The following is a 24,614-nucleotide window of genomic DNA, read 5'->3' on the forward strand; positions in this document are numbered from 1 at the left end:
AGACAACGGGAACAGGACGCAGGCGTTCCGTGGCATCGGTCTGCTTGCCGTGATGTGCGGGCCAGCCCTATTGTCCAGCACACCTGTTAGGCAATCATGTCCCGTTCAGCCCGCCTGCTCGACCTTGTCCAGATCCTGCGCCGCCACCGCCGGCCGGTGAGTGGCCGCATGCTTGCGGACGAGATGGGCGTCTCGATCCGCACGCTCTATCGCGATATCGCGACGCTGCAGGGGCAGGGCGCGCCGATCGAAGGCGAGGCCGGGCTTGGCTATGTGCTGAAGCCCGGCTTCATGCTGCCGCCTTTGATGTTCAGCGACGAGGAGATCGAGGCGATCGTGCTCGGGTCGCGCTGGGTGGCGAAGCAGCCGGATAAAAGGTTGGCCGCCGCCGCGGCCGATGCGCTGGCAAAGATCGCGGCGGTGCTGCCGGATGATTTGCGCGAGGACCTCGACGCAACAACGCTGCTTGTCGGACCGCGATCGGAAAGCGTCGAAACGATCGACCTCGGTGTCGTGCGGCAGGCGATCCGCGAGGAGCGCAAGCTCGGTTTCCTTTATCGCGATGCCGGCGGTTCGACGTCGAAGCGCGTGGTCTGGCCATTCGCGCTCGCCTTCTTCGACAAGGTGCGGGTGATGGCGGCGTGGTGCGAGACGCGCCAGGATTTCCGGCATTTCCGCGCCGACCGGATATCCGACCTGACAGCGACCGACATCCGCTATCCGCGCCGCCGCCAGGCGATGCTGAAAGAGTGGCGGGCGACGCTCGATGCGCCGGGCCAGAATGGAGCGAAAGACGCTTCCGGCTGATCGCTGCTGCCAGAATCTGACAGCAGGCCCACGTATGGTTCCCAAGGTTCAGACACTTTGGAGATCAGACATGACCACGCCGAATTTCGTCATCCTCTATGTCGACAGCCCGGAAAGGAGCGGTGCGTTCTACGCCTCGTTGCTTGGACGCGAGCCGGTCGAATCCTCGCCGACCTTCGCGATGTTCGTGCTCGACAAGGGTTTCAAGCTCGGCCTCTGGTCACGCCACACGGTGGAGCCGGCTGCGACGGCCACAGGCGGTGGTGGCGAGCTTGTGCTTGTCGTCGAGAACGCGGCGGCGGTCGATGCCACCCACGCGGATTGGACTGGCAAAGGCCTCAACGCGCTGCAGGCCCCAACCGATCTCGATTTCGGCCGTACCTTCGTCGCGCTCGATCCGGACAATCATCGTCTGCGCGTCTACTGGCCGTTCGAGGGAGCGCAAGGATGAGCGCCTTCTGGGTTGCCGTCGCATCGGCCGAGCACGTGCGGATCGGCCGCAAAGATGGCTTCATGCAGGTCAATCACGGCAAGGCGGCCCCGTTGCGCCGTATCAAGCCGGGCGACGGCATCGTCTACTACTCGCCGAGCACCGTGCTCGCGAGAAGGACGGGCTGCAATCCTTCACGGCGATAGGCACGGTGCGGCAAGGGGAAGTCTATGAGGGCGTCATGGGCGGCGGGTTCACGCCTGCGCGGCGCGACGTCGACTGGCGCGAGGCCAAGGAAGCGCCGATCAAGCCGTTGCTCGACAGGCTGGATTTTACCGCCGGCAAGCCGAACTGGGGCTACCAGTTGCGCTTCGGCCTGTTCGAGATCAGCGAGCGCGATTTCCGGCTGATCAGCGAAGCGATGGGAGCCAACCTGACCTAAATTAGGTCGTTGCTTGATGCATGTCGTTGTCGCAAAACCGAGGCCACTTTTGCGCGACATGCATTAGCGGCTACTTGAGCGCCTTGTAGACGGCGATACCGGCGGCGAGATCCTCAAGCGCCGCGCCAACCGACTTGAACAGTGTGATCTCGCTGTCGTCTTGCCGGCCCTGTTTCTCGCCGCGCGCGAGTTCGTGCAGATCGGCGACGATCGCTTCCGGCTTCAGCACGCCCGAGGCCAGCGGCTGGACGATGTCGCCCGCCTCCTTGGTGGCGCCGGCGCGGGTGTCGACATAGACGCGGGCACGGGAAATGGCGTCGTCATCGGCCTCGCGCATATCGGGCGTGAAGCCGCCGACGAGATCGACATGGGTGCCCGGTTTCAGCAGCGCGCCCTTGACCAGCGGCGTGTTCGAGATCGTCGCCGAGGCGACGATGTCGGCCTCGGCAAGCTCGGCGTCGAGATCGCCGGCGGCACTCGCCGGAAGGCCTTCGGCGCGCAAGGCGGCCGCCACCTTTTCGGCGTTGGCGGGCGTGCGGTTCCAGATGCGGATGGATGTGATCGGCCGGACCGCTGAATGCGCCTTGGCAAGGAAGGGCGACAGCGCGCCGGCGCCGATCACCAGAAGCCGCGAGGCGTCCTTGCGGGCGAGATAGGAGGCGGCGAGCGCCGAGGCGCAGGTCGTGCGCCACTGGGTCAGCCGCTGGCCGTCGATCAACGCCTGCGGCTCGCCGGTGACGCCGTCCAGCAAAAGGTAGAGGCCCATCACCGCCGGCTTGCCTTTTGTGTTGTTGTCCGGCGACACGGTGACGATCTTGACGCCGATATGGCCTCCCGCAGAGGTGCCGGCGGCGTTGAAGTCGGTCCAGGCCGGCATCAAAAGCAGGGTCGAGGCGGCGCCATCCGGGCGCGCCACGCCATGATGATGGCGAACCGGCTGCACGGCGCCTTCGCGGAAGGCGGTGCGCAATGTCTCGACAAGGCCCGGAAAGGTCAGCGCGCGGTCGACCTCGGCGGCCGAAATGGTCAGCATCGGAGGCTCCGTGAGGCGTTAGCTAGTTCGCTTTGGGCAGCGCCGGTCCATTGGGCGCCACGGGCGGGCGGCTCACCGCCTGGCGCAGGTTTTCGGCTTCCAGGCCGCGCTGGCGCGCGAGCTTGCGGTAGCGCCCCTGCTTCACCCAGGTGGCCAGGCTGCCGACGACCATGCCGATGGCCAAAGCCAGGAACAGGAGGATGAAAAGCGGCAGGCTCAGCGTCAGCGCCGGGTTGCCGGGATGGAATGGGTCGACCGTGAAGGCGACGGCGCCGCGGTTGGCGACGGCGAGCGCGATCAGGATGATTGCCAGCGGCACGAAGACCACGACGAGGATGAAGCGATTGAACATCAGATCTCCATGGTGAAGCCGCTTTGCGCCAAGATCCCGTTTCAACCCGCCGGCGCGGCGCCTATTTGCCGCCGTTCAGCCTTTCGCGCAACTCCTTGCCGGTCTTGAAGAACGGCACCCACTTTTCCTCGACTTCGACGGATTCGCCGGTGCGCGGGTTGCGGCCGGTGCGGGCGGGACGGTTTTTCACCGAAAAGGCGCCGAAACCGCGCAATTCGACCCGGTTGCCCTCGGCAAGCGCATCGGTGATCTCGTCAAAGATCGCGCCGACGATGTTTTCGACATCGCGCAGAAAAAGGTGCGGGTTGCGTGCAGCAATGATCTGCACAAGCTCGGATTTGATCATACAACGTTCCCCGTAAAACCACAGCGATCGATTATCAGGATGATTTTATTGCTTTTTTGGCTGGTACCAACGGCCCTCAAGGGTGCCAGACCGAAACGAGACCGTCAAGAAACAAGCGGTCGGCACCGAGCTCGTGAATGACATCGCCGCCGGCATCGGGCAGGCCGAGGGCCTTGGCCGCCATTTTTGCCATCGACTGGGAAAACAGGAAACCGCCGCGCCTGTCCTTGTCCTTCCACTCGACGACCTTGAGCTTGCCGTCCACGCCCTTTGTCGCCAGCCAGTCGATCGCCTCCTGCTCGCCGCCGACGGCGTCGACCAGATGGTTGGCCAAAGCCTGGCGGCCGGTGAAGATCGAGCCGTCGGCCAGCGCCAGCGCCTGATCATGCGTCATCTTGCGGCGGTCGGCGACGATGCCGACGAACCAGTCGTAACTGTCGAGGATCAGCTTGCGCACCATGGCGCGCTCGTCGTCATTGGTCGGCTTGAAGGGCGAGGGCGAAGCCTTGAGCGGCGACGATTTCACTTCCTCAAGCTTGATGCCGAGCTTATCCATGAGGCCGCTGACGTCCGGATACTGGATCAGCACCCCGATAGAGCCGACGATGGAGGTCTTGCGGGCGACGATGTGGTCGGCGGCGCTGGCGATCATGTAGCCGGCGGATGCCGCCAGCGTGCCGACTTCGGCCACCACCGGCTTGTCGCCGGCAAGCTTGCGCACCTGATCGAAGATCGACTCTCCGCCGACCGTGGTGCCTCCGGGCGAATCGATCGAGAGGATGACGCCCTTCACCTCCGGCGACGTGCGGATAGCTTCCAGCCTTTTGAGTAGTTCCTCGTCTTCGGTGATGGTGCCTTCAATCTTGACCTTGGCGATATGAGGCACTGCCCGGCCGGTAAAATTGTCGTCATAGACCCAGGCCGAGAAGGCGATAATTGCAGCCGCCAGAACCAGAAACGCGGCGACGCGCCAGAACGTCAGCTTGCGGCGCAAGCGGCGGCGGTCGATCAGGTCGTCGGCTCTCATTGCCATCGTCAGCCTCGTGGATGGGTGGAAGCACGCTTTTAAAGCAAGCCTCGGCGCACGGCTACCGTTTCCTGGAGCGGTCACCGCTTCACGGAATGGTGATACGCACTATTCCTTGTCCTGATGCAATTCCCGTCGGAAAACCGCTCGGACTTGTCCTGGAATTGCCTTGAAAGACCTGGTTTGGGGCTTCGGCGTTGACGCCGGCCTCACGAAAAATTAACGCAAGCAGTCCGTATCTGCTATGAAGTACAAGCCGTCTCGCCGGATTCCTCTCGATTTTGCGGGCGGCAGTTGTCACATTTTTGCAGTTTTCCTCCGCTTGTGCTTGCTTGTAGGTGCCGGCATACCACCTATAGGCGGTGTTTGGGCGGGCAAAGGTCCATTAGAAAAGTCATGTTGGCGCGATCTGACGAAACGAGCGATGCCGGTGAGGCATCGGCTCCCGCGAGCCAAGACGGCACGCGTGGCGATGCCTTCAACCGCGCGCAGCGGCACTCGCGCCGCGTCCGCGTGCTGAAATTCGCCGTGCCGCTGCTCGCTGTCGCGATCGCCGTCGCCTTTCCGGTCTACTCCTACCTCAAGGCGCCCCTGTCCGTCTCGGTGCAGGCCGATGGCACGGCGTTCTCCGACGGCAAGCTGGTGATGGCCAATCCGAAGCTCAACGGCTTCACCAAGCAGAAGCTGCCCTATTCGCTGACGGCGACCAGGGCGACGCAGGATGTCGGGCAGCAAGCCGTCATCGACCTCGACGGCATCAATGCCAAACTGCCCGTCGCTACCGACAACATCGTGTCGGTCGACGCCGCGCACGGTATCTACAATCGCGACGCCAATACGATGGACCTGACCAGCGAGGTCAGCGTGACGACGACGGACGGCCTAGTGGCGAAGTTCAAATCGATCTTCCTAGACATGGGCAAAGGCTCTATGAAGACGAGCAATCCGGTCGACGTCAGCCGTGGCGGGTCGCGCATCACCGCGGACTCGATGTCGGTCGAGGACAATGGCAGGCTCGTGGTCTTCGAGAACCGGGTTCGCGTCAACATAGATCCAACCGCGCTGAAGGCAGCGGGGGTAAACGGTGGAGAACAGAATGCGTCGCAGTAAATCCGCATGGCTTCCGGGCGCTGCTTCCGCATTGCTGCTTTTGGCAACCGTGCATTCGTTCGCGCAATCGAGCGCGACCAGCCAGATCCCGGGGTTGAAACTGTCAGGCGACCAGCCGATCCAGATCGAAAGCGATAAGCTTGAGGTCCGCCAGGCCGACAGCATGGCCATATTCAGCGGCAATGTCACCGTCAATCAGGGGCCGACCCTGCTCAAAGCCGGCAAGATGACGGTCTACTACGTCAAGGACCCAAAAGCTGACAAAAGCGCGGCGGCCGGCGCATCGGCGATGACGGGCGCGGCCAATATCGACCACCTCGAGGTCGAGAACAAAGTCTACATCAAATCGAACGACCAGATCGCCACCGGCGACACCGGCAAATTCGACATGAAGACGCAGGTGCTGGTGCTTTCGGGTAAGGAAGTGGTGCTGTCGCAGGGCGACAATGTGCTCAAGGGCTGCAAGCTCACCGTGCAGATGAAGAGCGGCCTCGGCAACGTCGAGGGCTGTCCGCGCGTCATCATGATGTTCAAGCCGCAGAAACAGGACGCGCAGCAGCAGGGAGCGTCGAGCAACTAATGGCCGGCGTGACTTCGCTGCTGGCCCGTCTTCCGGGACGGGCGGCCGCACAACCCGCTGCGCCGGCGACGGTCGGCACCGACAAGGCGAAGTTCAAGGGCACCCTGATCGCCAAGGGCCTGACCAAGAGCTACAAGGGCCGCAAGGTGGTGAGCGGGGTGACGCTCGGCGTGCGCGCCGGCGAGGCGGTCGGCCTGCTCGGCCCCAACGGCGCAGGCAAGACGACCTGTTTCTACATGGTCACCGGCCTTGTTCCCGTCGACGAAGGTTCGATCGAGATCGACGGCTTCGATGTCACCTCGATGCCGATGTACCGGCGGGCCCGCCTCGGCATCGGCTACCTGCCGCAGGAAGCGTCGATCTTTCGCGGCCTGAATGTCGAGCAGAACATTCGCGCCGTGCTGGAGGTGGTGGAAAAGAGCCGCAAGGAACGCGAGCGCACGCTCGACGAACTGCTCGAGGAGTTTCACATCAGCCATCTGCGCAAGGCGCCGTCCATGTCGCTGTCGGGCGGCGAACGGCGTCGCCTTGAAATCGCGCGGGCGCTGGCGACGCGGCCGGCCTATATGCTGCTCGACGAGCCCTTCGCCGGCATCGACCCGATCGCCGTCGCCGACATCCAGCAGCTCGTTCGCCATCTCACGGCGCGCGGCATCGGCGTCTTGATCACCGACCACAATGTGCGCGAGACGCTCGGCCTGATCGACCGCGCCTACATCATCCATGCCGGCCAGGTGCTGACGCATGGCCGCGCCGATGAGATCGTCGCCAACGCCGATGTGCGGCGTCTCTATCTCGGCGAGGGTTTTACGCTCTGACCCGCGGGTTCCGACGCGGTTTCGATGGCCGCGTCACGGTTTTCGGTCATTTTAGCGCTCGATAACGCTCCGGTAAGCCGCAACTGCTAGCGTTTTCCTTGACAAGCAAAAGCCGGGCCAGTTTCTATGCCTGGCCGGGAAAATCTGCTTCGGCACAGTCCGATGCGTAGACGAGGCGTTTGAATCACACCATGGCGCTGGCAGCCAAACTGCAGCTCAGACAGTCCCAGTCGCTGGTGATGACGCCGCAGCTGATGCAGTCGATCCGGCTGCTGCAGCTCACCCATGTCGAGCTCGAGCGCTTCATCGACGAGGAGATCGAGCGCAACCCGCTGCTGGAACGGGCCGAACCGCAGGACGATGCCGCCGGCGATCTATCCCAGAAAAGCGAGGCGTCGCCGGAAAAGGATACCGAAGGCGATTGGTTCGAGGGCGAGACGGAGTGGAGCGCGGAAGCGATCTCGCAAAAGCTCGATTCTTCCCTGGAGAACCTGTTTCCCGACGATCCAGGCACCAGCGAGAGGCTGGGGCCGGATCTCACGGCGCAATGGAAGTCGGCCGCTGGGGGCGGCGCGGGCGCAGCATCGTCCGAGGGGTTCGACGTCGGCGACATGGCCGCGGCCGCCATTACGCTGCGCGAGCATGTCGGCGAGCAGATCGCGCTTGCTTCGCTCAGCCCCGGCGAGCGGCTGATCGCGGGTGAGCTGGCCGACGGGCTCGACGAAGCCGGTTATTTGCGCACCGAACTCGATGAGATCGCGGTCCGGCTCGGCGCGGATAAGGCGGCGATGGCGCATGTGCTTGGCGTCTGCCAGACCTTCGAGCCGGTGGGACTTTTCGCGCGCGACCTTGCCGAGTGCCTGTCGCTGCAGCTTGCTGCGCGCGACCGGCTCGATCCGGCGATGAAGGCGCTGGTCGCCAACCTCGAGCTTCTGGCGCGGCGGGATTTCCAGACGCTGAAACGCATCTGCGGCGTCGACGAGGAGGATCTGCTCGACATGCTGGCCGAGATCCGCGCGCTCGATCCGCGCCCCGGCCTGGCGTTTTCGGGCGGCGCGAGCGATGCGATCGTCGCCGATGTCGAGGTCCGCGCCGCCAATGACGGCAGCTGGGCGGTGGAGCTCAACGCCGACACGCTGCCGCGCGTGCTGGTGGACAATGTCTACTTCGCCCGCATTTCGAGCCACGCCAAGGACCAGGCGGAAAAGGACTTTCTCGCAGAATGCCTGCAGAACGCCAACTGGCTGACGCGCAGTCTCGACCAACGGGCCAAGACCATCCTCAAGGTGGCGTCCGAGATCGTGCGGCAGCAGGATGCGTTCCTCGTCCACGGCGTGCGCCACCTCAAGCCGCTCAACCTGCGCACGGTGGCCGACGCCATCGGCATGCATGAATCGACCGTCAGCCGCGTCACCGCCAACAAATACATGCTGACGCCGCGCGGCGTCTTCGAGCTGCGCTATTTCTTCACCGCGTCCATCGCCTCGGCCGAAGGCGGCGAAGCGCATTCGTCCGAGGCCGTGCGCGACCGCATCAAGCAGATGATCGATGAGGAAAAGCCCGCCGACGTGCTTTCCGACGACGCCATCGTCGACATGCTCAAGGAAAGCGGCGTCGATATCGCGCGCCGTACCGTCGCGAAATACCGCGAAGGCATGAACATCCCATCGTCGGTGCAGCGGCGGCGGGAGAAGCGAGCGCTGGCGAACGCCGGCCGCTAGGCCGCCCCTGAATCTCGACAGTTCTCCACAATTCCCAAGCTTGATTGACAAGCCGCAATGAAGTGGCTAGAAGCCCGCCCGCATGAGCAGGGCGGTAATGCCAGCTTGCGAATGGGTCCGTCAGACAAGGCCGCGGACGGCCAAGAAGGCGACTTGTGATCAACCGGAAAGTTCGGGTCTAAAATCGGCGCGCATGCCGCTGCAAAGCTTGTGCGCGCGCACCACGGGTATAAACTCGGGAACAGTTTGAAGCCTGAGCAAGGAAGGTCAGTTTTCAGATGAATCTACGCATTTCGGGAAAACACATGGACATCGGCGATGCGTTCCGTACGCGCATCAACGACCGGGTCGGCGAGGCGATCGAGAAATATTTCGATCGGGGTTTTTCAGGACATGTCACGGTCATCAAATCGGGGTCGCGTTTCTCCGCCGACTGCATGGTCCGGCTCGATTCCGGCGCTTCGCTGCAGGCGACCGGCGACGCCCAGGATCCGACGCTGGCCTTCGAGGCGGCCGCCGACCGCCTGGAAACACGGCTGCGGCGCTACAAGCGCCGGCTGAAGTCGCGCAATACGGGCAACGGCAATGGCGAAGAGCCGACCGACATCGCCTACACCGTGATGGCTCCTCTCACCGACGATGAGGAAGATATTCCGGAGGACTTCGCTCCGGTCATCGTCGCCGAATCAAGCATGACGCTGCGGACCATGTCGGTAGCTTCGGCGGTCATCGAACTCGACAACAGCGACAGCCCGGTCTTCTTGTTCCGCAACGCCGGAACCGACCATCTCAACATCGTCTACCGCCGGCCGGACGGCAATATCGGCTGGATCGATCCGTCGACGACCAAAGTCGCGCAGGGATAAAAAGCCAGCCGCGCGAGGGGGCGACGACTGGCGCGGCAGGCGAGCAAGGGATTTTTCAAGCATGGATCTCAGTGATCTCATCAGCGTCCCGGCGATCATGCCGGCGTTGAAAGCGAATTCCAAAAAGCAGCTTCTGCAATTGCTGTCGGAGAGGGCCTCGGCGATTTCGGGGATTCCGGAACGGGAGGTGTTCGACACCATCCTGCAGCGCGAACGCCTAGGCTCGACCGGCGTCGGCAACGGCATCGCCATTCCGCACGGCAAGCTCGCCGGCGTGAAGCGGATCGCCGGCGTCTTCGCCCGACTGGAAACGCCGGTCGATTTCGAGGCGCTCGACGACCAGCCGGTCGACCTAGTGTTCCTGCTGCTTGCGCCGGAAGGCGCCGGCGCAGACCATCTCAAGGCGCTGTCGCGCATCGCGCGCGTGCTGCGCGACGCCGACACCGTGGCCAAGATCAGGGGCACGCGCGACGCGGTGGCGATCCACGCCTTGCTGTCGGACACACAGGCCTCGCACGCGGCCTGAAATCTTAGGATTGAAACCTTCGGAGGGTCGCCGTGGGCGGCCCTTTTCATTTCGAAGGCCAGGAGTCTCGAAGGCCAGAGAGTCGCGTTAGTGGATCGCGACTGTGGTCAGGTCGTTCTCCAGCGCACCCGCCAGCGCCCGGTCACGGGCATCGGAAAGCAGGATTGGCTGGCCGTTGGCGGCAAACAGCGCCCACAGCTCCATACCGGGCGCGATTTCGTCGAGGCCGGGGAAGCGGCCGCGCAGGTCGTCGCTCGACACTTTCCTGAGATAGGCGACCGAACCTTCGCCGAGATGGGCGAGTTCGCCGCTGGTCATGGTGGTCGTTTCGTCAGTTCTGGTCATTTCAAGCCTCCTTGGCGCGAGGACGCCAGGATTGGCCGCCTCGCACAGAGCCATCGGCAAAGATCAGTCTTTCACCGATATGTTTATTTTCCGTACCAGCCGCTCGGCCTCCGGCCGGTCGAGATCGACCGACAACAGGCCGTTCTTCAGCTCCGCCGCGATCACCCGCATGCCGTCGGCCAGCACGAAACAGCGCTGGAACTGGCGCGCGGCGATGCCGCGGTGGAGAAATTCGCGCTCGGTGTCGTCAGTCTGACGTCCGCGCACGATTAGCTGGTTCTCCTCCGTGGTGACATCGAGGTCGCTCTCGGCGAAACCGGCAACGGCCAGCGTGATGCGCAGCCTTTCGGCCTTGCCGTCGGCGGCGTCGAGGCGCTCGATATTGTACGGGGGATAGCTGTCGCCGGACTTCGCCAGACGCTCAAGCGTCTTTTCCATGGCATCGAAGCCCAGAAGAAGCGGGCTGGAGAAGGGCGTCATTCGACTCATTGTTACACTGTCCTCTGAAGAGCGACACAAACTGGAAAAACCCGGATGGCATTTTTCCCGATGGTCTTGATATGGTCCGCCGCGCGATCAAGTTCAAGCCACTGAAATCAGGATGACGTTTCGTTGAACCCGCCATCCTGGTTCAGCACTTCGTTGGAGCATGATCTTGTCCGAAAACCGGTCCCACTTTTCGGGATCATGCTCTAAATCCCGCCCAAAAAGACTCCCCAAAGGAATTGAAATGCCCCAGTCCAGAAAGATCATCATCGACACCGATCCCGGCCAGGACGATGCCGTCGCCATATTGCTGGCGCTCGGCAGTTCGGAGCTGGAGATCGTCGGCATCACTGCGGTTGCCGGCAACGTGCCGCTGAAACTGACCCAGAACAACGCCCGCAAGATCTGCGAACTGGCCGGCCGGCCCGACATCAAGGTCCATGCCGGCGCCATCCGGCCGCTGGCGCGCGAACTCGTCACCGCCGAGGAAGTGCACGGCAAGACCGGCCTGAACGGCCCGCAACTGCCAGAGCCGACCATGCCGTTGCAGGAACAATACGCCGTCGATTTCATCGTCGAGACGCTGATGAGCGAGGAAAGCGGCACGATCACGCTCTGCCCGCTCGGACCGCTCACCAACATCGCGCTGGCGCTGATCCGCGAGCCGAGAATCGCGCCCCGCATCAAGGAAATCGTCTTGATGGGCGGCGGCTTCTTCGAGGGCGGCAATGTCACGCCGGCCGCCGAATTCAACATCTATGTCGACCCGCAGGCCGCCGATCTGGTGTTCAAGTCGGGCATTCCGATCGTGATGATGCCGCTCGACGTCACCCACAAGGCGCTGACCACGTCCAAGCGCACGCAGGCTTTCCGCCAGCTCGGCACCAAGGTCGGCACCGCGACCGCCGAGATGCTGGAGTTTTTCGAGCGCTACGACGAGGAAAAATACGGCACCGATGGCGGGCCGCTGCACGATCCGTGCGTGATCGCCTATCTGATCAAGCCGGAGCTGTTCAAGGGCCGCCATTGCAATGTCAGCGTCGAGACCGCGTCGGAGCTCACCATGGGCATGACGGTGATCGACTGGTGGGGTGTCACCAAGCGGAAAAAGAACGCCATGGTGATGCGTGACATCGACCATGACGGCTTCTTCGCGCTGCTGGTCGAGAGGCTGGGGCGGCTCAACTGACCGTCGAGGATTACAAGGCGTGCGCCGTCACCCGTCGAACAATCGGTAGGTGTCGACGCCCCGCTTGTGGTGCTGCCGCTCGATGGGGATGATCGAGCCGATAGAGTGAGGAGTCCCCACATCGCCATCGACCAAGACCAGCGCATTGTCGTCTTGAAGACGGACGTCGTAGATATAGTAGATCCCGCGACCAACTGCGGCTTTGGGATTAATAGGTGCCAAGCTGACATGCTCAACTACGCCCGTCACACGTTGCGTTGCAACGACAGGATCGTTCTGCAGCCTTAAGACGGAAGCCCCAACCGTCAGTGCCAAGGCGCAGAAGAAAGCGACGCCGAGGACGGCGTCGCTGTACTCGTATCGCCAAATAAGCAAGCGATTCCGGAAGGAAACGTTTGACTTGTTCATGACCAAGAGTTGTGGGGGCGCTCACAGCTCTTCAATATGCTTGCAAAAATAATTGGGGGGACGGCGGGTCCGTCGCTTACTTCGCCTTCGAGAACGCCAGCCATAGCCCGCCGCCGACCAGGAAGCTGCCGCTGATCCTGGACATCAGCCTGACGCGGCTGGCCGACAGCAGCCGGCCGGCGCGCCCGGCGGCAAGCGCGTAGGTCGAATCCGACATGGCGGCGAAGATCATCGCGGTCAGGCCCATCACGACGATCTGTAGCGTGTAATTGCCCTGCGGCGCGATGAACTGCGGGAAGAAGGCGCCGAAGAAGACCAAGGTCTTCGGATTGCTGATCGCCACCAGAAAACCCTGCAGGAAGAAGCCGCCGCGCGGTTTTCTCGCCGTTCCGTCAGGATTGAGCGTGCCCTTGGAGCGGAACATCTGCACGCCCATCCAGATCAGATAGGCGGCGCCGATCAGCCGCACCCACTCGAACCAGTGGCCCATGCCGGCGATCAGTGTGTTGAGGCCGATGCCGACGATGGCGATCATGATCGCGAGCCCGGCCTGGGTGCCGGCGACGTTGGCCAGGCCCGCGCGCGAGCCGTGGCGGATGCTGTTGGCGATGATCAGCGTCACCGTCGGACCGGGCACCAGGATGATGACGATGCAGGCAACGACATAGGTTGCGTAAAGTTCCAGCGACATGGTCTTTCCTCGGACCGACAGAGGTGGTGCGGCGGTGGCTGCTGGATCAATGCACGGCTTCACTGTTGGCGCAAGCGGTGCCGACTTGCCCGATTCAGAGGCTGCTCAGCAGGCGCCCGCCGTCCACGGCAATATCGCCTCATAGGCGGCGCCGGCCTTGAGCACAGCGAGGTCGCCGCGTGGGCGACCGATCAACTGCATGCCCATGGGTCGGCCCTTTTCGTCGAACCCCGCCGGGACGCTAAGCGCCGGGCAGCCGCCCAGGGTGGCGAAGGCGGAGACCTGCATCCAGCGGTGATAGCTGTCCATGGGTCGTCCCGCGACCTCGCGCGGCCAGTGGGTCGTGACGTCGAACGGGAAGACCTGCGCGGTTGGCAGCGCGATCAGGTCGAAACGCTCGAACAGCGAAAGCAGCGTTCGGTGCCACGAGGTGCGCCGGACGCTGGCGGCATGGACCTGCGGCGCGGTCAGGCCCATCGCCTGCTCCACTTCCCAGACAGCCTCGGGCTTCAGAAGTTTGCGTTTTGCCGGGTCGTCGTAGTGCGCCTTCAGCCCGCAGCCGCTGCTCGCCTGGCGCAAGATGACAAAGGCCTGCCAGAGCCCCTCGAAATCGACATCCGGAACCAGGGCCTCGCTGCGGAAGGATGCAGCGGCGAAGCGGGCAAGCGCGGCCTCGCAAAGGTCGAGCACGCCCGGTTCCGTCGGCAGATGGCCGCCGAGGTCGCCCAGCCAGGCGATGCGGCCGCCGGACGCTTTCGCGCCCAAGCCGTCGAGGAACGAACCCTCCTTGGCATATGACAGCGGCGCGTGCGGGTGATAGCCGGCCTGTTCGTCGAGCAAAAGCGCGATGTCGCGAATGTTGCGGCCCATCGGGCCTTCGACGCCCATCTGCGAATGGAAGACATCGAAGTCCGGGCCTGCAGGCACAAGGCCCTGCGAGGGACGGAAGCCGTAGACATTGTTGTAGGCTGCCGGATTGCGCAGCGAGCCGCCGAAGTCGCTGCCATCGGCGACCGGCACCATGTCGAGCGCCAGCGCCACGGCCGCGCCGCCGCTCGAGCCGCCGGCGGTCAGCGCCGGGTCGAAGGCGTTGAGCGTCGGCCCGAAGACCGGATTGTAGGTGTTGGAGCCCAGCCCGAATTCCGGGACATTGGTCTTGCCGATGATGATGGCGCCGGCCTTGCGGACGCGCTCGACGAAGAAATCGTCCACGTCGGGGATGAAATCGGCGAAGATCCGCGAGCCGAAGGTGGTTCTGAGCTCCTTGGTCAGGGCGAGGTCCTTGATGGCGATCGGCAGGCCGAAGAGCGCTCCGGCCTCGCCGCCGCGGGCCAGATGAGCATCGGCCCTGTCGGCCTCGGCCAGGATATCGGCGCGCTCGCGCAGCGAAACGACGGCGTTGACCAGCGGGTTCACCGCCTCGATGCGGTCGAGGAAAGCGCCGGCCACCTCGCGCGCCGACAAATGGCGCTGCCTGATCTTCCCTGCAAGCTCGACAGCGGGGAGGCGGCAGATATCGCCGGCCGGCGGCACTGCGTGCTTGGTGACGGGACGCATGGCCATTACCGCGCCGCCGCCAAGGCGGCGTCGACATCCTTTGCCGGTGGAATTGCCGGCTGCGCGCCGGGTTTCAGGCAGGCGAGCGAGCCAGCCGCGGCGGCGCGGGTGAGCGCCTCCTGAAGCGGCAGGCCGGACGACAGGCCGGCGCCGAAATAACCGCAGAAGGTGTCGCCCGCGCCGACCGTGTCGACCGGCGTGATCTTCAGCGCCGGAACGGTGAGGAAATCGTCCGGCGTGGCGGCCAGCACTCCGTCGCCACCGAGCGTGACGACGATGGCGCGGCCTGTCTTCTTGGCATAGTCGCGCATGCGGGCAGGGCGATCGCGCCCCGAAAGCGCCAGCGCCTCGCCATAGAGATCGAACTCGGTTTCGTTGGCGACGGCATAATCGGCCTTGCCGACGAAGCCGGCGGCCTCGGCACGGAAAGGGGCGGTGTTGAGCACGCTGACAGCGCCCGCCGCGCGCGCCGCGTCGAGTGTGGCGTCGACCGCCTGCAGCGGGATCTCATGCTGCAAGAGCACGACGTCGCCCTTTTTGAGGAAGGCCTTGGCGATATCGCCCGGCACCACCGAATCATTGGCGCCCGGCACGACGGCGATGACGTTCTCTCCATCAGCGCCGACCAGGATCAACGCCGTGCCGGTGGAGGCGAAGCTCTGGCCGACACCGGACAGATCGACATTGCCGGCCTTGAGAAGGGCGAGCGCCTCGGCGGCAAAGCTATCCTTGCCGACCGCGCCTACCATGCGCACTTGCGCGCCGGCGCGCGCCGCGGCCAGGGCCTGGTTGGCGCCCTTGCCGCCGGGCGCGGTGGCGAAGCCGGAACCGCGCACCGTCTCGCCGGGCGCCGGCAAGCGGTCGACATTGGCGATGAGGTCGAGGTTGATAGAGCCGACAACGATAATCAAGAAAGTGCCTCCCGCTGGTTGCGCGGGAGGCTAACGCATGCCCCTGAAAATCGGAACCGATTTTAGAAAGGATCATGCGCAAAATCAAAGTGCTAGGAAGATCTCCACAGGGCCTTGGCCGTCGACTTCACGACGCTACTTGCCCCGCTTCCCAGCCGAGGATGGCGCGTTTGCGCGTCAGCCCCCAGTGATAGCCGGTGAGCGCGCCGGACTTGCCCAACGCCCGGTGGCAGGGCACCACGAAGGACATCGGGTTGGCGCCCACGGCCGCGCCCACGGCCCGGCTGGCGCTGGGTGCGCCGATGCTTGCCGCGATCGAGGAATAGGTGCAGGCCCTGCCCATCGGGATGCGCAGCAACGCTTCCCAGACGCGAAGCTGGAAATCGGTGCCGATCATCACCACGCGCAGCGGCTGGTCGGCGCGCCATTGCGTCGGGTCGAAGACCCGCGCGGCGTAAGCCTGGGTGGCCGACATGTCCTCGACGTAAGTCGCGTTCGGCCAGCGGCCGGACATGTCGGCGAAGGCCGCCCGCTCGCCGCCGGCGTCACAGAAGGCGAGGCCCGCGAGACCTCGGTCGGTGACCATGATCAGCGCAATGCCGAAAGGCGAGATGTGGTAGCCGTAGCGGATGGTGAGGCCCGCGCCCCGGGTCTTGTAGTCGCCGGGCGACATCGCCTCATGGGTGACGAAGAGGTCGTGCAGCCGGCCGGGACCGGACATGCCGAGCTCGAACGAGGTCTCCAGCAGCGGCATGCCGGAATCGAGCAGCCTGCGCGCATGGTCGAGCGTCACCGCCTGCAGGAAGGCCTTGGGCGATAGGCCGGCCCAGCGGGTGAAGAGTTTCTGCAGGCCGGTGGGCGTCTCGCCGACCTCTTCGGCCAGGACCTCGAGCGAGGGCTGGTCGCGATAGTCGAGGCTGATCTTCTCGATGGCGCGGCGCACGACCTCGTAGTCGCTGCCTTCCGGCGTGATGTCGTTCTGGAGGATCGCGGTCGGTTTCATGCGGGTATTCATGGTCATCTGAGCGTTCATGGCAATATCTCCTTGTCCCGAATATCGGCCTTCCAGAACTTTGCCTCCACCCGAAACTTGCCTTCCTGCCATCCACACCCAGATAGAGTGAGCTTCGGGCCGAAAAGGACGATCATGGCCGGCGAAAAGGTCGATATGACCGGGGCAAGGGAAACCTTGCTGATGACGCTCTACGGCAAGGCGCTGGAGAGCCGGCTGCCCAATTCATTGCTTCAGGATCGCTTCGCCGACGAGGCGGTGCGCAAGATCGACTATGATTTCGCAAGGCTCAAGGTCGACGGCAATCTCGGGCTGGGATTTGCAATCAGGGCGAAGACACTGGACGTCTGCGTCGCGGATTTCCTCGCAAGATATCCGGACGCGATCGTGCTGCATCTGGGATGCGGGCTCGATACGCGGATATTTCGCGTCGACCCGCCGCAAGGCGTCGACTGGTTCGACGTCGACTATCCGGACGTCGTCGAGCTCAGGCGCAGGCTCTATCCGTCCAGGGACCGTTACCATCTGATCGCTTCCTCGGTGACCGAACCGGGCTGGCTGGCCGCGGTGCCCCGCAATCGCCTGGCGATCGTGGCGGCCGAGGGGCTGACACCCTATCTTCCAGCCGAGGAGGGACCGCGGCTGCTTGCGCGGCTTGTCTCGCATCTTGCCGGCGGCGAGCTGATGTTCGACGCCTATAGCCGGTTCGGCCTGAAGCTGATGCGCCTCAATCCGGCCATCAAGGCGACCGGCGCCGCAGTCCATTGGGCCATAGAGGATCCGCGCGAATTGGAGCGCGCGGTACCCAAACTTCGCTTCATCGGCGAGATCCCATCCTACAAGCCGGAGCAAGGGGCGCGGCTGGGCTGGTCGGCGCGTTTGTTCGTCGGTCTCTGGAAGCTCATCCCAGCGATGCGCAAGGTCGGCAGGCTCTTGCGCTACCGGTTCTGAAAGGCTTGTTTGCTCCGAGCATGATCTTGTCCGAAAACCGGCGTCCGCTTTTCGCTGACGCGGACCTTCGGTTCGGGATCATGCTCAGCGTGTCTTGGCGGTCGCCAGCGCGCGCGAGAAGGCGGTGGCAAAACTCTCGCGATCGTCGGGATTGAGGAAGCCGCCGATCGCCACGCTCTTGCCCTGCGCTTCGACGGCCATCTTGGTGATGCCGATCTCGCTGTGGCGGGCGATCGAAAACCGCGTCCAGAACGGATTGAAATGATGCGCCTCCGAACGACCGGACGGCGCTGTCTTGCGAATGTCGAGACTGGTGCGCGAGACCGAGATTTCCTCGCGGGCGCGCGCGGCCCGGTAATTGGCGCGGAAGGCGATGTAGACGGCGATCACGTCGAGACCGAAGAAGCCGAACACCGGCCAGGCGCCGTGCGCCAGGAAGAAGGCGCCGGTGACCGCCCAGCCGAACAGAAGCGCTCCCATCAGGATCAGGAAGCCGGTGCGGCCGAGCGAGCGGTGCGGCGTCAGCAAGGCCTGGAAAAATGGCTCGTCGGCCTGGAACGAGGCGTTTGTGTCGCTCATGAGGGAATATTATAGGAAGGAAATGGCGCCTCCCAAGTCGAAAAAATCCGCAGCTGTCAAAAAGTCTCAACCCTCCACTGCCGGTGGCAGCCGGGCGCCTGGTCGGCGGCCGCGAAAGGCCGCCTCGCGGTCGCTCTATAGCCCCGCCGAGGTGCATGAGATCTTCCGGCGCTTTTGCGTGCAGCGGCCTGAGCCGAAAGGCGAGCTCGACTATGTCAACGCCTTCACCCTGCTGGTCGCGGTGGTGCTGTCCGCGCAAGCGACGGACGCCGGCGTCAACAAGGCAACGAAGGCGCTGTTCGCGGCGGCCGACACGCCGGCCAAGATGCTGGCGCTGGGCGAGGCCAAGGTCGGCGATTACATCCGCACCATCGGTCTGTGGCGCAACAAGGCGAAGAACGTGATCGCGCTGTCGAAGGCGCTGATCGACGACCATGCGGGCCAGGTGCCGCAGGATCGCGACGAGCTGGTGAAGCTGCCGGGCGTCGGACGCAAGACCGCTAATGTCGTGCTCAACGTCGCCTTCGGCCAGCACACGATGGCGGTCGACACGCATATCTTCCGCATCGGCAACCGGATCGGGCTGGCACCGGGCAAGACGCCGGAGCAGGTCGAAGAAGGGCTGCTCAAGGTCATCCCGGCTGAATTCATGCGCCATGCGCATCACTGGTTGATCCTGCACGGCCGCTATGTCTGCAAGGCGCGCAAGCCCGATTGCCCGGCCTGCGTCATCGCCGATATCTGCAAGTCTAAGGAAAAGACCACCGACGTGCCGGCCCCGCTGGTGCCGATCACGCCACTGGACGAGACGTTTCCGGCCGAGGCCTAGTAGCCGTAGCCGCGCGCCATCGCCGCGGCGAAGACGGGGATCAGCAGGAAGATGAAGCCCTCAGCGCGGACATAGTTCTTCACCGAAGCCAGTTCCGCCGCCGGCACCGCGAAAGACGGATTGCCGCTCGCCTGCCTGTTCCAGGAGATGAAGCGCATGGTCGGCGCGATCGACAGCAGGCCGACGATGGCGAAGGCCACCATCTTTGCCCAGAACACCCAATTGTAGACGTAGAATTCCCAGCCTTTCAGACCGAAGAACACCCGGCAGACGCCGACGATGACGATGAGCGCGGCGACGATGCCGTAGTGGCGGTCGATGCCGGCGAGGCGCTTCAGCATCGCCGCTGCCAGATCGCCGCGCACCAGCACGAACTCCGCGCCGATGATGCCGGCCAGCGAGAACACCAGAAGGTGATGCGCGATCGCCAGCAACAGGTCCGTGGTGTCCATGGTGCGTCTCCGGTCGACTTGCGCTTTTGGGTCGGTTTCGCGCGCAAACTAGCATCGCCAGGCGAAAAGCCCATAGCGATGCAGCCGTGCCTGGCCATTATGGCTGGAAGAGCCAACACATTGGCCTGGCTCTTGATCGAGCGTGCTGTTTTGCTAAGCGCTGTCGCGTCGATGGAGGGCAATGCCATGAGCATCAAGACGGAAGCCGGCGTGCCGCTTCTCGAAACAGCGCGCACCGTTTTGCGGCCGCACAGGCTGGACGATTTCGAGACCTATGCCGTCATGTGGGCGGAGCCCGCCGTCACCCGTTTCATCGGCGGCAAGCCGCGCACGCGCGAAGAGAGCTGGATGCGCTTCCTGCGCCATGCCGGCCTGTGGTCGCTGATCGGCTACGGTTTCTGGGCGATCGAGGACAAGGAGACGAAGCGCTTCATCGGTGAGGCCGGGTTCCACGATCTGAAGCGTGAGATCGAGCCGTCGATCGAAGGCGTGCCGGAGGCAGGCTGGGCGCTGGCCTCGGAGGCGCATGGCCAGGGGCTTGCAAGCGAAGTCGTCGGGCGGATCGTCGCCTGGAGCGACGAGGCGTTGGGGCAGGCGAGAACCGTCTGCATCATCGATCCGGAAAACGGCGCGTCGCTCAAGGTGGCCGAGAAGAACGGCTATCGCGAAATCCTGCGCACCACCTATCACGAAAAGCCGACGATCCTGTTGGAGAGGCCGGCCGGATCGAGCGGCGCCAAGGCCTAACCAGCTTTGCGGCGCAGGGTCTTGGCCAGCGTGTCCCAGGCATCCGTCACCGCACCCTGTGCCGTGTGCCCGCCGTGCAGGACCGCGGCCGCGTCGAATGGCTGGGGTCGCGCGATCGCATAGCCCTGTGCGTAATCGACGCCGATCGCTTTCAAGGCTTCGACGATGCCGTCGCTTTCGACGAATTCGGCGATGGTGCGTTTTCCGGTCACCTTGCCGATATGATGGATCATCTCGACCATCGCGCGATCGATGCGGTCGTCGAGCATGTCCTTGACGAAGCTGCCGTCGATCTTGAGGTAATCGACCGGCAAATGCTTCAGATAGGCGAAGGACGACATGCCGGAGCCGAAATCGTCGAGCGCGAAGCGGCAGCCCAGTCCGCGCAGGTCGGCGATGAAACGCATGGCCTCGGTCAGGTTGGCGATGGCGCTGGTCTCGGTGATCTCCAGGCAGATCGTTTCGGGCGCAATGGCGTGCGCGGCGAACTGCTCGCGCATGAAGCCGAGAAACGTCTCGTCGCCGAACGTGGCGCCGGAGAGATTGATCGCGCAGGTGGATATCGGCGTCGCGCGCGGATCGGTGCGTCTGGCCGCCAATGTGGCGAAAGCGTTGTTCACCACCCAGCGATCGATCGCCGGCATCAATCCGTAGCGCTCCGCCGCCGGAATGAAGCTCTGCGGGGTGACGAAGCTGCCGTCGTCGTCGGTCAGCCTGAGCAGGATTTCGATATGCGCGCCTGGCTCGGCAATATCGTCCCGCAGCGGCGCGATCTCCTGCGCATGCAGCCTGAAGCGGTTCTCGTCCAGTGCGGCATGCAGGCGCTGCACCCAGGCCATCTCGCCGAAGCGCTCGCGCAACGCCGTGTCGCCGTCGCTGTGGATCTGGACGCGGTTGCGGCCCTTTTCCTTGGCCATGTAGCAGGCGACATCGGCGGCGCGCAGCACCTCCTCCAGCGTCATGCCGACATTGGCGACTTCGACCATGCCGATGCTGACGCTGGTGTTGAAGGGACGACCTTCCCAGGAAAAGTGCAGATCCTGGACCGTCGCGCGCAACCGTTCGGCGGTGGCGGCGGCACAGTCGGTATCGCAATCGAAGAGCAGCACGCCGAACTCGTCGCCGCCCAGCCTCGCCAGGATGTCGCCGGGCGGCAGCTCATTGGCGAGCAGCACCGAGATCTGGCGCAGCAGCTGGTCGCCGGCGGCATGGCCGCAGGTATCGTTGACCAGTTTGAACTGATCGAGGTCGAGATACATCAGCGCGTGCCGGCGGGGCCTTTCCGGCGCTTCGGAGATCGCGCTCGCCAGACGGTTCTCGAAGTCGCGGCGGTTGACGAGACCGGTCAGCGCATCATGCGATGCCTGCCACGACAGCCGCTCGATATAGTCCTGCTCACGTGTCATGTCGTGCAGAGCAAGGACGCACCCCAGGATCGTGCCGGAGACGATCAGCGGAGCACCGTTCAGCGCCACCGGCACGACCGAACCGTCGGGACGCTCCAGAAGCTGCGGGCGCACATTAGAGCGGCGCGGCTCGCCCGCCAGCAGGCGCGGGACCAGATCGGTCTCCTCGACGCCGCTGTCCTTGTCGACGAGCCGGAGCAATGAGGCGACCGGCCTGCCCTTGGCGGCGGCCAGCGAACAGGCAAGCAGCCTTTCCGCTCCGGCATTCATATAGTCCAGCCGCCCCTCGGCATCGGTGCTGATGACGGCCTGGCCGATCGAAGCCAATGTGATCTGGGCACGCTCGCGCTCGGCATTGAGAGCGTTCTGGAAGGCCTGGCGTTGCTTCATCAGCTTGCGCGTGCGCCAGACGGCAAGCAGGATAAGCAGTGCGGCGGTGGCGAGATTGGCCGCCGTCAGCGCCATCTTGATGAAGCGCGATCCCTCGCCCAGACTGTCGGAAAAGGCTTTGGAGAGCGGCCCGATCCGGAGATCGAGCTGGTGGATTTGCGCCTTCCAGAGACCGATCTCGGCCGTCGAGGCCGGTCCGTTCTCGAGCCTGCGATGCATGTCGTCGCCAAGGCTTTCGATGGCGAGGATCATTTCGTCGGCCGTAGCCCAGTGGCGGATGGCGATGTCGAGATAGCTCACGGCGCGAAAATTCCGGAACAGCCAGATCATGCCGGCGACATCGTCGGGATGGTTGTTGCCGCCAAGAAAGCCGAGCCTGGCCGCATTCGTGTCGGGCTCGGCCTGTTCGAGCGCGAGCCGCGCGGCGCGATCGGCCAGCGGCACGGCGATGGCTTGACGATATTCGCTGAAATACTCTCCCCGGCCGGTGTCGGCATAAAGGCTGAGGAAATAGATGGCGTGCTTCTGTCCCTTCGACCATTGGCTTTCGCCGCCGACATAGGCGCGGACAGCTGACAGCGTGTGGAGGCTAAGCGTCGCAACCAGTGCCTGGATCAGGACGACCGCGACGAAAGGCCAGACCAGCCCGATGAGACGCGGGGCGGCATCGGTCGATGACAGCTTCATCCCATTCCCATGGAGCGTGCGCGGGCTCCCTCGGTGTCTGTCCGACTGGCTCATCCGCCGGTTGAGACGATGTTTTTCCCCACATGTCGTCCGGTTACTGGCGACATCAATCCAGATAGCGTGCCTGGCTTAACAGCCGATAAATTTGTTCAGTATTTGTTTTATGAGTTGTTGCTCAGCAACAAAAGGATGCGTGCGCCGCTTGATGCCGATATTTTTGTGCATAGTATCGATCCAGAGTGCGGGGACCCGGAAGAAAAAGCCGGCAACATCAATCCGATAGCGCTGCGCGGCAGCCGCGTCTCAGCGCTTGGTCTTGGATTTGTTGAGGGCCACGGCTTCGCGGACGAGCGCCTTCAGGGCATCGGCGTCGACCGCGTCGCCCTCCTTGAAATCGATGGCGCGCCTGGTGTTGCCTTCGAGGCTGGAGTTGAAGAGCTTCTTGGGATCGGACAGCGCCGCGCCTTTGGCGAAGGTCAGCTTGACGACGGCCTTGTAGGTCTCGCCGGTGCAGATCATGCCGGCATCCTCCCAGACCGGCACGCCGCGCCATTTCCATGTCTCGACGGCCTCCGGCGCGGCTTGCCTGATCAGGGCGCGGAGCCGGGCAAGCGTCTCGCCGCGCCAGTCGCCGAGTTCCTCGATCCTTCCGTCGATCAGCTCGGATGCAGACTTGTCGTCCTGCGCGCTGCCTTCTTGCATATCCGGTTCTCCTTCGGGCTTGATAAGAGATCGCCACCATGGCCTTTTCAGGGAGGCGACGCTTGATCTTTCGTGCGCTTACATCCGTTCGCCGGGCAACCGGCTCGCCTGCTTCACCCAGGAAACGAATTGCTCCTCGTCGAGCCCGGTCGCTCTCATGGATGTGGAAATAGCGCGTGTCCCTGCTCTTGGATTCGACGGGCGGCACGGGCGTGAGCGACAGGCCGCGGAAGAAGGCCACCTTGATGTACCTGGCGAAGCAATGGACGCCGAGGAACCAGCCTTCGCCTTCCATTCCGTAGAAGGGAGAGTTCCATTTGACGGCCTTCTGCACGTTGGGAACTGCCTCAACGATGAGCTGGTCGAGCCGGCGCCCGACCTCGCTCTTCCAGCCTGGCATCGCCGCGATATAGGCCTGGACAGGCGCGTCGCCATAGCCCTTGGCGATCTGCGGGTTGCCGCCTGAAAGCAGGACAGGTTCCGCGTCCACGGATCGCGCAACCTTTGCTTTTGCCTTCGCCATCAGGCCGATCCCGTCCGCTCGCCCGTCTGCTCGCTGCGCCACCTGACGGCATAGGGCAGCACGAACATGTAGAGCCCGCTGAACAGCAGCAGGAAAAGCGGGATCAACGGCGAATAGACGATCCAGGCGGGCGGTGGGCCCATGGCCATGGCGGCGAAATTGGCAATGACGGTGACGGTGAAGATGATCGACAGCCAGCGGTGAAGCTGCCTGATCCATTTGCTCCAGTTCAATCTAACCTCCCTTGCAAATGACGATACGGATCGAGCTGCCTACCAGCGCGCCAGCTGCGAAAGCTGAATGAGGTTGCCGCAGGTGTCGTTGAGCTGGGCGATGGTCGCGCCGGTCACCGCGGTCGGCGCCATGGCAAAGCTGCCGCCATTGGCCTTTATGCGCTCATGGTCGCTCTTGATGTCGTCGGTGAATAGCATCAGGGCCGGCTGGCCCTGCTTGAAGATGGCCTGCTGATAAGTCTTTGCAGCCGGATTGTCGTTGAGGGCCAGCTGCAGTTCAGTGCCGTCCGGATCGTCAGGCGAGGTGACTGTCAGCCAGCGAAAAGGCCCGTTGGTGAAGTCGGCCTTCTTGGTGAAGCCCAGGACGTCGGTGTAGAAACGAAGAGCCTTTTCCTGGTCGTCGACATAGATGCTGGTCAGCTTGATCTTCATTGTCGTGTCTCCATTGCTTGCGCCCG

29 protein-coding genes and 2 pseudogenes are annotated in these 24,614 nt (G+C 63.8%); 13 read left to right on the forward strand and 18 right to left on the reverse strand.

Features of this window, described 5'->3' with window-relative positions:
- Positions 1 to 96: 96 nt before the first annotated feature.
- The 3 genes and pseudogenes from FJ424_RS26340 (at position 97) to FJ424_RS26350 (ending at position 1,679) form a co-directional block, all read left to right on the forward strand.
- Positions 97 to 807 (forward strand): YafY family protein, encoded by a 711-nt coding sequence (locus tag FJ424_RS26340; RefSeq protein ID WP_140658047.1) that lies wholly within the window; start codon positions 97 to 99, stop codon positions 805 to 807.
- 70 nt (positions 808 to 877) lie between these two features.
- The gene (locus FJ424_RS26345; protein ID WP_140658049.1) at positions 878 to 1,258 is read left to right on the forward strand and encodes a VOC family protein; all 381 of its coding nucleotides are present in this window, start codon (positions 878 to 880) and stop codon (positions 1,256 to 1,258) included.
- A pseudogene (locus FJ424_RS26350) lies at positions 1,255 to 1,679 on the forward strand (EVE domain-containing protein). The gene FJ424_RS26345 and the pseudogene FJ424_RS26350 overlap by 4 nt, the downstream one beginning before the upstream one ends.
- Positions 1,680 to 1,749: 70 nt before the next feature.
- Here FJ424_RS26350 and FJ424_RS26355 read toward each other — a convergent pair.
- From FJ424_RS26355 to sppA, 4 genes are all read right to left on the reverse strand, one after another.
- Positions 1,750 to 2,712, reverse strand: a complete 963-nt coding sequence (locus FJ424_RS26355) for an ornithine cyclodeaminase family protein (protein WP_140658051.1) — start codon at positions 2,710 to 2,712, stop codon at positions 1,750 to 1,752.
- Between the two features lie 22 nt (positions 2,713 to 2,734).
- Positions 2,735 to 3,064, reverse strand: coding sequence for a lipopolysaccharide assembly protein LapA domain-containing protein (locus tag FJ424_RS26360; protein ID WP_140658052.1), 330 nt, complete (start codon positions 3,062 to 3,064; stop codon positions 2,735 to 2,737).
- Positions 3,065 to 3,125: 61 nt separating this feature from the next.
- Positions 3,126 to 3,410: an integration host factor subunit beta gene (locus FJ424_RS26365; RefSeq protein WP_027165368.1), complete on the reverse strand. Its 285-nt coding sequence runs from the start codon at positions 3,408 to 3,410 to the stop codon at positions 3,126 to 3,128.
- Positions 3,411 to 3,486: 76 nt separating this feature from the next.
- The gene (gene sppA, locus FJ424_RS26370) at positions 3,487 to 4,443 is read right to left on the reverse strand and encodes a signal peptide peptidase SppA (RefSeq protein ID WP_140658054.1); all 957 of its coding nucleotides are present in this window, start codon (positions 4,441 to 4,443) and stop codon (positions 3,487 to 3,489) included.
- A gap of 390 nt (positions 4,444 to 4,833) precedes the next feature.
- Here sppA and lptC point away from each other — a divergent pair, with 390 nt between their 5' ends.
- The 6 genes from lptC (at position 4,834) to ptsN (ending at position 10,058) form a co-directional block, all read left to right on the forward strand.
- The gene (gene lptC, locus FJ424_RS26375; protein ID WP_140644564.1) at positions 4,834 to 5,547 is read left to right on the forward strand and encodes an LPS export ABC transporter periplasmic protein LptC; all 714 of its coding nucleotides are present in this window, start codon (positions 4,834 to 4,836) and stop codon (positions 5,545 to 5,547) included.
- Positions 5,534 to 6,127, forward strand: a complete 594-nt coding sequence (locus tag FJ424_RS26380) for an LptA/OstA family protein (protein WP_140658057.1) — start codon at positions 5,534 to 5,536, stop codon at positions 6,125 to 6,127. Before lptC ends, FJ424_RS26380 begins: the two co-directional genes overlap by 14 nt.
- Positions 6,127 to 6,945: an LPS export ABC transporter ATP-binding protein gene (lptB, locus tag FJ424_RS26385; RefSeq protein WP_140644562.1), complete on the forward strand. Its 819-nt coding sequence runs from the start codon at positions 6,127 to 6,129 to the stop codon at positions 6,943 to 6,945. Before FJ424_RS26380 ends, lptB begins: the two co-directional genes overlap by 1 nt.
- Positions 6,946 to 7,136: 191 nt before the next feature.
- On the forward strand, positions 7,137 to 8,666 hold the full coding sequence (rpoN, locus tag FJ424_RS26390) for an RNA polymerase factor sigma-54 (RefSeq protein WP_140658059.1): 1,530 nt from the start codon (positions 7,137 to 7,139) through the stop codon (positions 8,664 to 8,666).
- Between the two features lie 278 nt (positions 8,667 to 8,944).
- The gene (gene raiA / locus FJ424_RS26395; protein ID WP_140644560.1) at positions 8,945 to 9,532 is read left to right on the forward strand and encodes a ribosome-associated translation inhibitor RaiA; all 588 of its coding nucleotides are present in this window, start codon (positions 8,945 to 8,947) and stop codon (positions 9,530 to 9,532) included.
- Between the two features lie 61 nt (positions 9,533 to 9,593).
- Entirely contained in the window at positions 9,594 to 10,058 is a 465-nt protein-coding gene (gene ptsN, locus FJ424_RS26400) for a PTS IIA-like nitrogen regulatory protein PtsN (protein WP_140644559.1), read from the forward strand.
- 87 nt (positions 10,059 to 10,145) lie between these two features.
- Here ptsN and FJ424_RS26405 read toward each other — a convergent pair whose 3' ends face one another.
- Positions 10,146 to 10,403, reverse strand: a complete 258-nt coding sequence (locus FJ424_RS26405) for a DUF1150 family protein (RefSeq protein WP_140658061.1) — start codon at positions 10,401 to 10,403, stop codon at positions 10,146 to 10,148.
- Between the two features lie 63 nt (positions 10,404 to 10,466).
- Positions 10,467 to 10,892 (reverse strand): Hsp20 family protein, encoded by a 426-nt coding sequence (locus FJ424_RS26410; protein ID WP_140658063.1) that lies wholly within the window; start codon positions 10,890 to 10,892, stop codon positions 10,467 to 10,469.
- Positions 10,893 to 11,133: 241 nt separating this feature from the next.
- Here FJ424_RS26410 and FJ424_RS26415 point away from each other — a divergent pair, with 241 nt between their 5' ends.
- Positions 11,134 to 12,078, forward strand: coding sequence for a nucleoside hydrolase (locus FJ424_RS26415; RefSeq protein WP_140658065.1), 945 nt, complete (start codon positions 11,134 to 11,136; stop codon positions 12,076 to 12,078).
- A 27-nt stretch (positions 12,079 to 12,105) separates the two neighbouring features.
- Here FJ424_RS26415 and FJ424_RS26420 read toward each other — a convergent pair whose 3' ends face one another.
- From FJ424_RS26420 to FJ424_RS26440, 5 genes are all read right to left on the reverse strand, one after another.
- On the reverse strand, positions 12,106 to 12,486 hold the full coding sequence (locus FJ424_RS26420; protein WP_140658067.1) for a hypothetical protein: 381 nt from the start codon (positions 12,484 to 12,486) through the stop codon (positions 12,106 to 12,108).
- A gap of 76 nt (positions 12,487 to 12,562) precedes the next feature.
- Positions 12,563 to 13,177, reverse strand: a complete 615-nt coding sequence (locus tag FJ424_RS26425; protein WP_140644555.1) for a LysE family translocator — start codon at positions 13,175 to 13,177, stop codon at positions 12,563 to 12,565.
- 105 nt (positions 13,178 to 13,282) lie between these two features.
- A complete protein-coding gene (locus FJ424_RS26430) occupies positions 13,283 to 14,740 on the reverse strand; it encodes an amidase (protein ID WP_210239441.1) in 1,458 nt (485 codons plus the stop codon).
- Positions 14,740 to 15,645, reverse strand: a complete 906-nt coding sequence (locus tag FJ424_RS26435; protein ID WP_140658069.1) for a ribokinase — start codon at positions 15,643 to 15,645, stop codon at positions 14,740 to 14,742. Before FJ424_RS26435 ends, FJ424_RS26430 begins: the two co-directional genes overlap by 1 nt.
- 127 nt (positions 15,646 to 15,772) lie before the next feature.
- Positions 15,773 to 16,678 carry a methylated-DNA--[protein]-cysteine S-methyltransferase gene (locus FJ424_RS26440; protein ID WP_181175567.1) on the reverse strand — a complete coding sequence of 302 codons (906 nt, stop codon included), beginning with the start codon at positions 16,676 to 16,678 and terminating at the stop codon, positions 15,773 to 15,775.
- Between the two features lie 114 nt (positions 16,679 to 16,792).
- Between FJ424_RS26440 and FJ424_RS26445 the strand changes: the two genes are divergently transcribed.
- The gene (locus FJ424_RS26445; protein WP_140658071.1) at positions 16,793 to 17,608 is read left to right on the forward strand and encodes a class I SAM-dependent methyltransferase; all 816 of its coding nucleotides are present in this window, start codon (positions 16,793 to 16,795) and stop codon (positions 17,606 to 17,608) included.
- A gap of 84 nt (positions 17,609 to 17,692) precedes the next feature.
- On the opposite strand, the gene FJ424_RS26450 is transcribed toward FJ424_RS26445, so the two are convergent.
- Positions 17,693 to 18,187 carry a DUF2244 domain-containing protein gene (locus tag FJ424_RS26450; protein WP_140644552.1) on the reverse strand — a complete coding sequence of 165 codons (495 nt, stop codon included), beginning with the start codon at positions 18,185 to 18,187 and terminating at the stop codon, positions 17,693 to 17,695.
- A gap of 22 nt (positions 18,188 to 18,209) precedes the next feature.
- On the opposite strand from FJ424_RS26450, the gene nth reads away from it, so the two are divergent.
- Entirely contained in the window at positions 18,210 to 19,016 is an 807-nt protein-coding gene (gene nth, locus FJ424_RS26455) for an endonuclease III (RefSeq protein WP_140658073.1), read from the forward strand.
- Here the strand turns inward: nth and FJ424_RS26460 are convergent.
- Positions 19,013 to 19,468 carry a DUF2214 family protein gene (locus tag FJ424_RS26460; protein ID WP_140658075.1) on the reverse strand — a complete coding sequence of 152 codons (456 nt, stop codon included), beginning with the start codon at positions 19,466 to 19,468 and terminating at the stop codon, positions 19,013 to 19,015. The two genes, nth and FJ424_RS26460, sit on opposite strands and share 4 nt — an antisense overlap.
- A gap of 186 nt (positions 19,469 to 19,654) precedes the next feature.
- On the opposite strand from FJ424_RS26460, the gene FJ424_RS26465 reads away from it, so the two are divergent.
- On the forward strand, positions 19,655 to 20,215 hold the full coding sequence (locus FJ424_RS26465; protein ID WP_140658077.1) for a GNAT family N-acetyltransferase: 561 nt from the start codon (positions 19,655 to 19,657) through the stop codon (positions 20,213 to 20,215).
- Here the strand turns inward: FJ424_RS26465 and FJ424_RS26470 are convergent.
- From FJ424_RS26470 to FJ424_RS26490, 5 genes and pseudogenes are all read right to left on the reverse strand, one after another.
- Positions 20,212 to 22,698 carry an EAL domain-containing protein gene (locus FJ424_RS26470; protein ID WP_140658079.1) on the reverse strand — a complete coding sequence of 829 codons (2,487 nt, stop codon included), beginning with the start codon at positions 22,696 to 22,698 and terminating at the stop codon, positions 20,212 to 20,214. The genes FJ424_RS26465 and FJ424_RS26470 overlap by 4 nt on opposite strands.
- Positions 22,699 to 23,001: 303 nt before the next feature.
- The gene (locus tag FJ424_RS26475; RefSeq protein WP_140658081.1) at positions 23,002 to 23,400 is read right to left on the reverse strand and encodes a DUF1801 domain-containing protein; all 399 of its coding nucleotides are present in this window, start codon (positions 23,398 to 23,400) and stop codon (positions 23,002 to 23,004) included.
- Between the two features lie 78 nt (positions 23,401 to 23,478).
- Positions 23,479 to 23,923, reverse strand: a pseudogene (locus tag FJ424_RS26480) (DUF1801 domain-containing protein).
- Positions 23,923 to 24,156: a hypothetical protein gene (locus FJ424_RS26485; protein WP_140658083.1), complete on the reverse strand. Its 234-nt coding sequence runs from the start codon at positions 24,154 to 24,156 to the stop codon at positions 23,923 to 23,925. Before FJ424_RS26485 ends, FJ424_RS26480 begins: the two are co-directional and overlap by 1 nt.
- Before the next feature lie 39 nt (positions 24,157 to 24,195).
- Entirely contained in the window at positions 24,196 to 24,588 is a 393-nt protein-coding gene (locus FJ424_RS26490) for a VOC family protein (protein ID WP_140647937.1), read from the reverse strand.
- Between the last annotated feature and the right edge of the window lie 26 nt (positions 24,589 to 24,614).

It is taken from the genome of Mesorhizobium sp. B3-1-8, from assembly GCF_006439495.1.
In the GTDB taxonomy this organism is placed as follows: Bacteria; Pseudomonadota; Alphaproteobacteria; order Rhizobiales; family Rhizobiaceae; genus Mesorhizobium.

What these genes read in the sequence shown, in the direction of transcription:
- sppA (WP_140658054.1), bottom strand. Translation starts at nt 4,443, where the DNA reads ATGGCAATGAGAGCCGACGACCTGATCGACCGCCGCCGCTTGCGCCGC.
- ptsN (WP_140644559.1), top strand. Translation starts at nt 9,594, where the DNA reads ATGGATCTCAGTGATCTCATCAGCGTCCCGGCGATCATGCCGGCGTTG.
- FJ424_RS26450 (WP_140644552.1), bottom strand. Translation starts at nt 18,187, where the DNA reads ATGAGCGACACAAACGCCTCGTTCCAGGCCGACGAGCCATTTTTCCAG.
- FJ424_RS26475 (WP_140658081.1), bottom strand. Translation starts at nt 23,400, where the DNA reads ATGCAAGAAGGCAGCGCGCAGGACGACAAGTCTGCATCCGAGCTGATC.
- FJ424_RS26345 (WP_140658049.1), top strand. Translation starts at nt 878, where the DNA reads ATGACCACGCCGAATTTCGTCATCCTCTATGTCGACAGCCCGGAAAGG.
- FJ424_RS26445 (WP_140658071.1), top strand. Translation starts at nt 16,793, where the DNA reads ATGGCCGGCGAAAAGGTCGATATGACCGGGGCAAGGGAAACCTTGCTG.
- FJ424_RS26380 (WP_140658057.1), top strand. Translation starts at nt 5,534, where the DNA reads ATGCGTCGCAGTAAATCCGCATGGCTTCCGGGCGCTGCTTCCGCATTG.
- FJ424_RS26340 (WP_140658047.1), top strand. Translation starts at nt 97, where the DNA reads ATGTCCCGTTCAGCCCGCCTGCTCGACCTTGTCCAGATCCTGCGCCGC.
- raiA (WP_140644560.1), top strand. Translation starts at nt 8,945, where the DNA reads ATGAATCTACGCATTTCGGGAAAACACATGGACATCGGCGATGCGTTC.
- FJ424_RS26460 (WP_140658075.1), bottom strand. Translation starts at nt 19,468, where the DNA reads ATGGACACCACGGACCTGTTGCTGGCGATCGCGCATCACCTTCTGGTG.
- FJ424_RS26430 (WP_210239441.1), bottom strand. Translation starts at nt 14,740, where the DNA reads ATGGCCATGCGTCCCGTCACCAAGCACGCAGTGCCGCCGGCCGGCGAT.
- FJ424_RS26440 (WP_181175567.1), bottom strand. Translation starts at nt 16,678, where the DNA reads ATGAACGCTCAGATGACCATGAATACCCGCATGAAACCGACCGCGATC.
- FJ424_RS26360 (WP_140658052.1), bottom strand. Translation starts at nt 3,064, where the DNA reads ATGTTCAATCGCTTCATCCTCGTCGTGGTCTTCGTGCCGCTGGCAATC.
- FJ424_RS26410 (WP_140658063.1), bottom strand. Translation starts at nt 10,892, where the DNA reads ATGAGTCGAATGACGCCCTTCTCCAGCCCGCTTCTTCTGGGCTTCGAT.
- rpoN (WP_140658059.1), top strand. Translation starts at nt 7,137, where the DNA reads ATGGCGCTGGCAGCCAAACTGCAGCTCAGACAGTCCCAGTCGCTGGTG.
- lptB (WP_140644562.1), top strand. Translation starts at nt 6,127, where the DNA reads ATGGCCGGCGTGACTTCGCTGCTGGCCCGTCTTCCGGGACGGGCGGCC.
- nth (WP_140658073.1), top strand. Translation starts at nt 18,210, where the DNA reads ATGGCGCCTCCCAAGTCGAAAAAATCCGCAGCTGTCAAAAAGTCTCAA.
- FJ424_RS26465 (WP_140658077.1), top strand. Translation starts at nt 19,655, where the DNA reads ATGAGCATCAAGACGGAAGCCGGCGTGCCGCTTCTCGAAACAGCGCGC.
- FJ424_RS26365 (WP_027165368.1), bottom strand. Translation starts at nt 3,410, where the DNA reads ATGATCAAATCCGAGCTTGTGCAGATCATTGCTGCACGCAACCCGCAC.
- FJ424_RS26470 (WP_140658079.1), bottom strand. Translation starts at nt 22,698, where the DNA reads ATGAAGCTGTCATCGACCGATGCCGCCCCGCGTCTCATCGGGCTGGTC.
- FJ424_RS26425 (WP_140644555.1), bottom strand. Translation starts at nt 13,177, where the DNA reads ATGTCGCTGGAACTTTACGCAACCTATGTCGTTGCCTGCATCGTCATC.
- FJ424_RS26355 (WP_140658051.1), bottom strand. Translation starts at nt 2,712, where the DNA reads ATGCTGACCATTTCGGCCGCCGAGGTCGACCGCGCGCTGACCTTTCCG.
- FJ424_RS26490 (WP_140647937.1), bottom strand. Translation starts at nt 24,588, where the DNA reads ATGAAGATCAAGCTGACCAGCATCTATGTCGACGACCAGGAAAAGGCT.
- FJ424_RS26405 (WP_140658061.1), bottom strand. Translation starts at nt 10,403, where the DNA reads ATGACCAGAACTGACGAAACGACCACCATGACCAGCGGCGAACTCGCC.
- FJ424_RS26420 (WP_140658067.1), bottom strand. Translation starts at nt 12,486, where the DNA reads ATGAACAAGTCAAACGTTTCCTTCCGGAATCGCTTGCTTATTTGGCGA.
- FJ424_RS26415 (WP_140658065.1), top strand. Translation starts at nt 11,134, where the DNA reads ATGCCCCAGTCCAGAAAGATCATCATCGACACCGATCCCGGCCAGGAC.
- lptC (WP_140644564.1), top strand. Translation starts at nt 4,834, where the DNA reads ATGTTGGCGCGATCTGACGAAACGAGCGATGCCGGTGAGGCATCGGCT.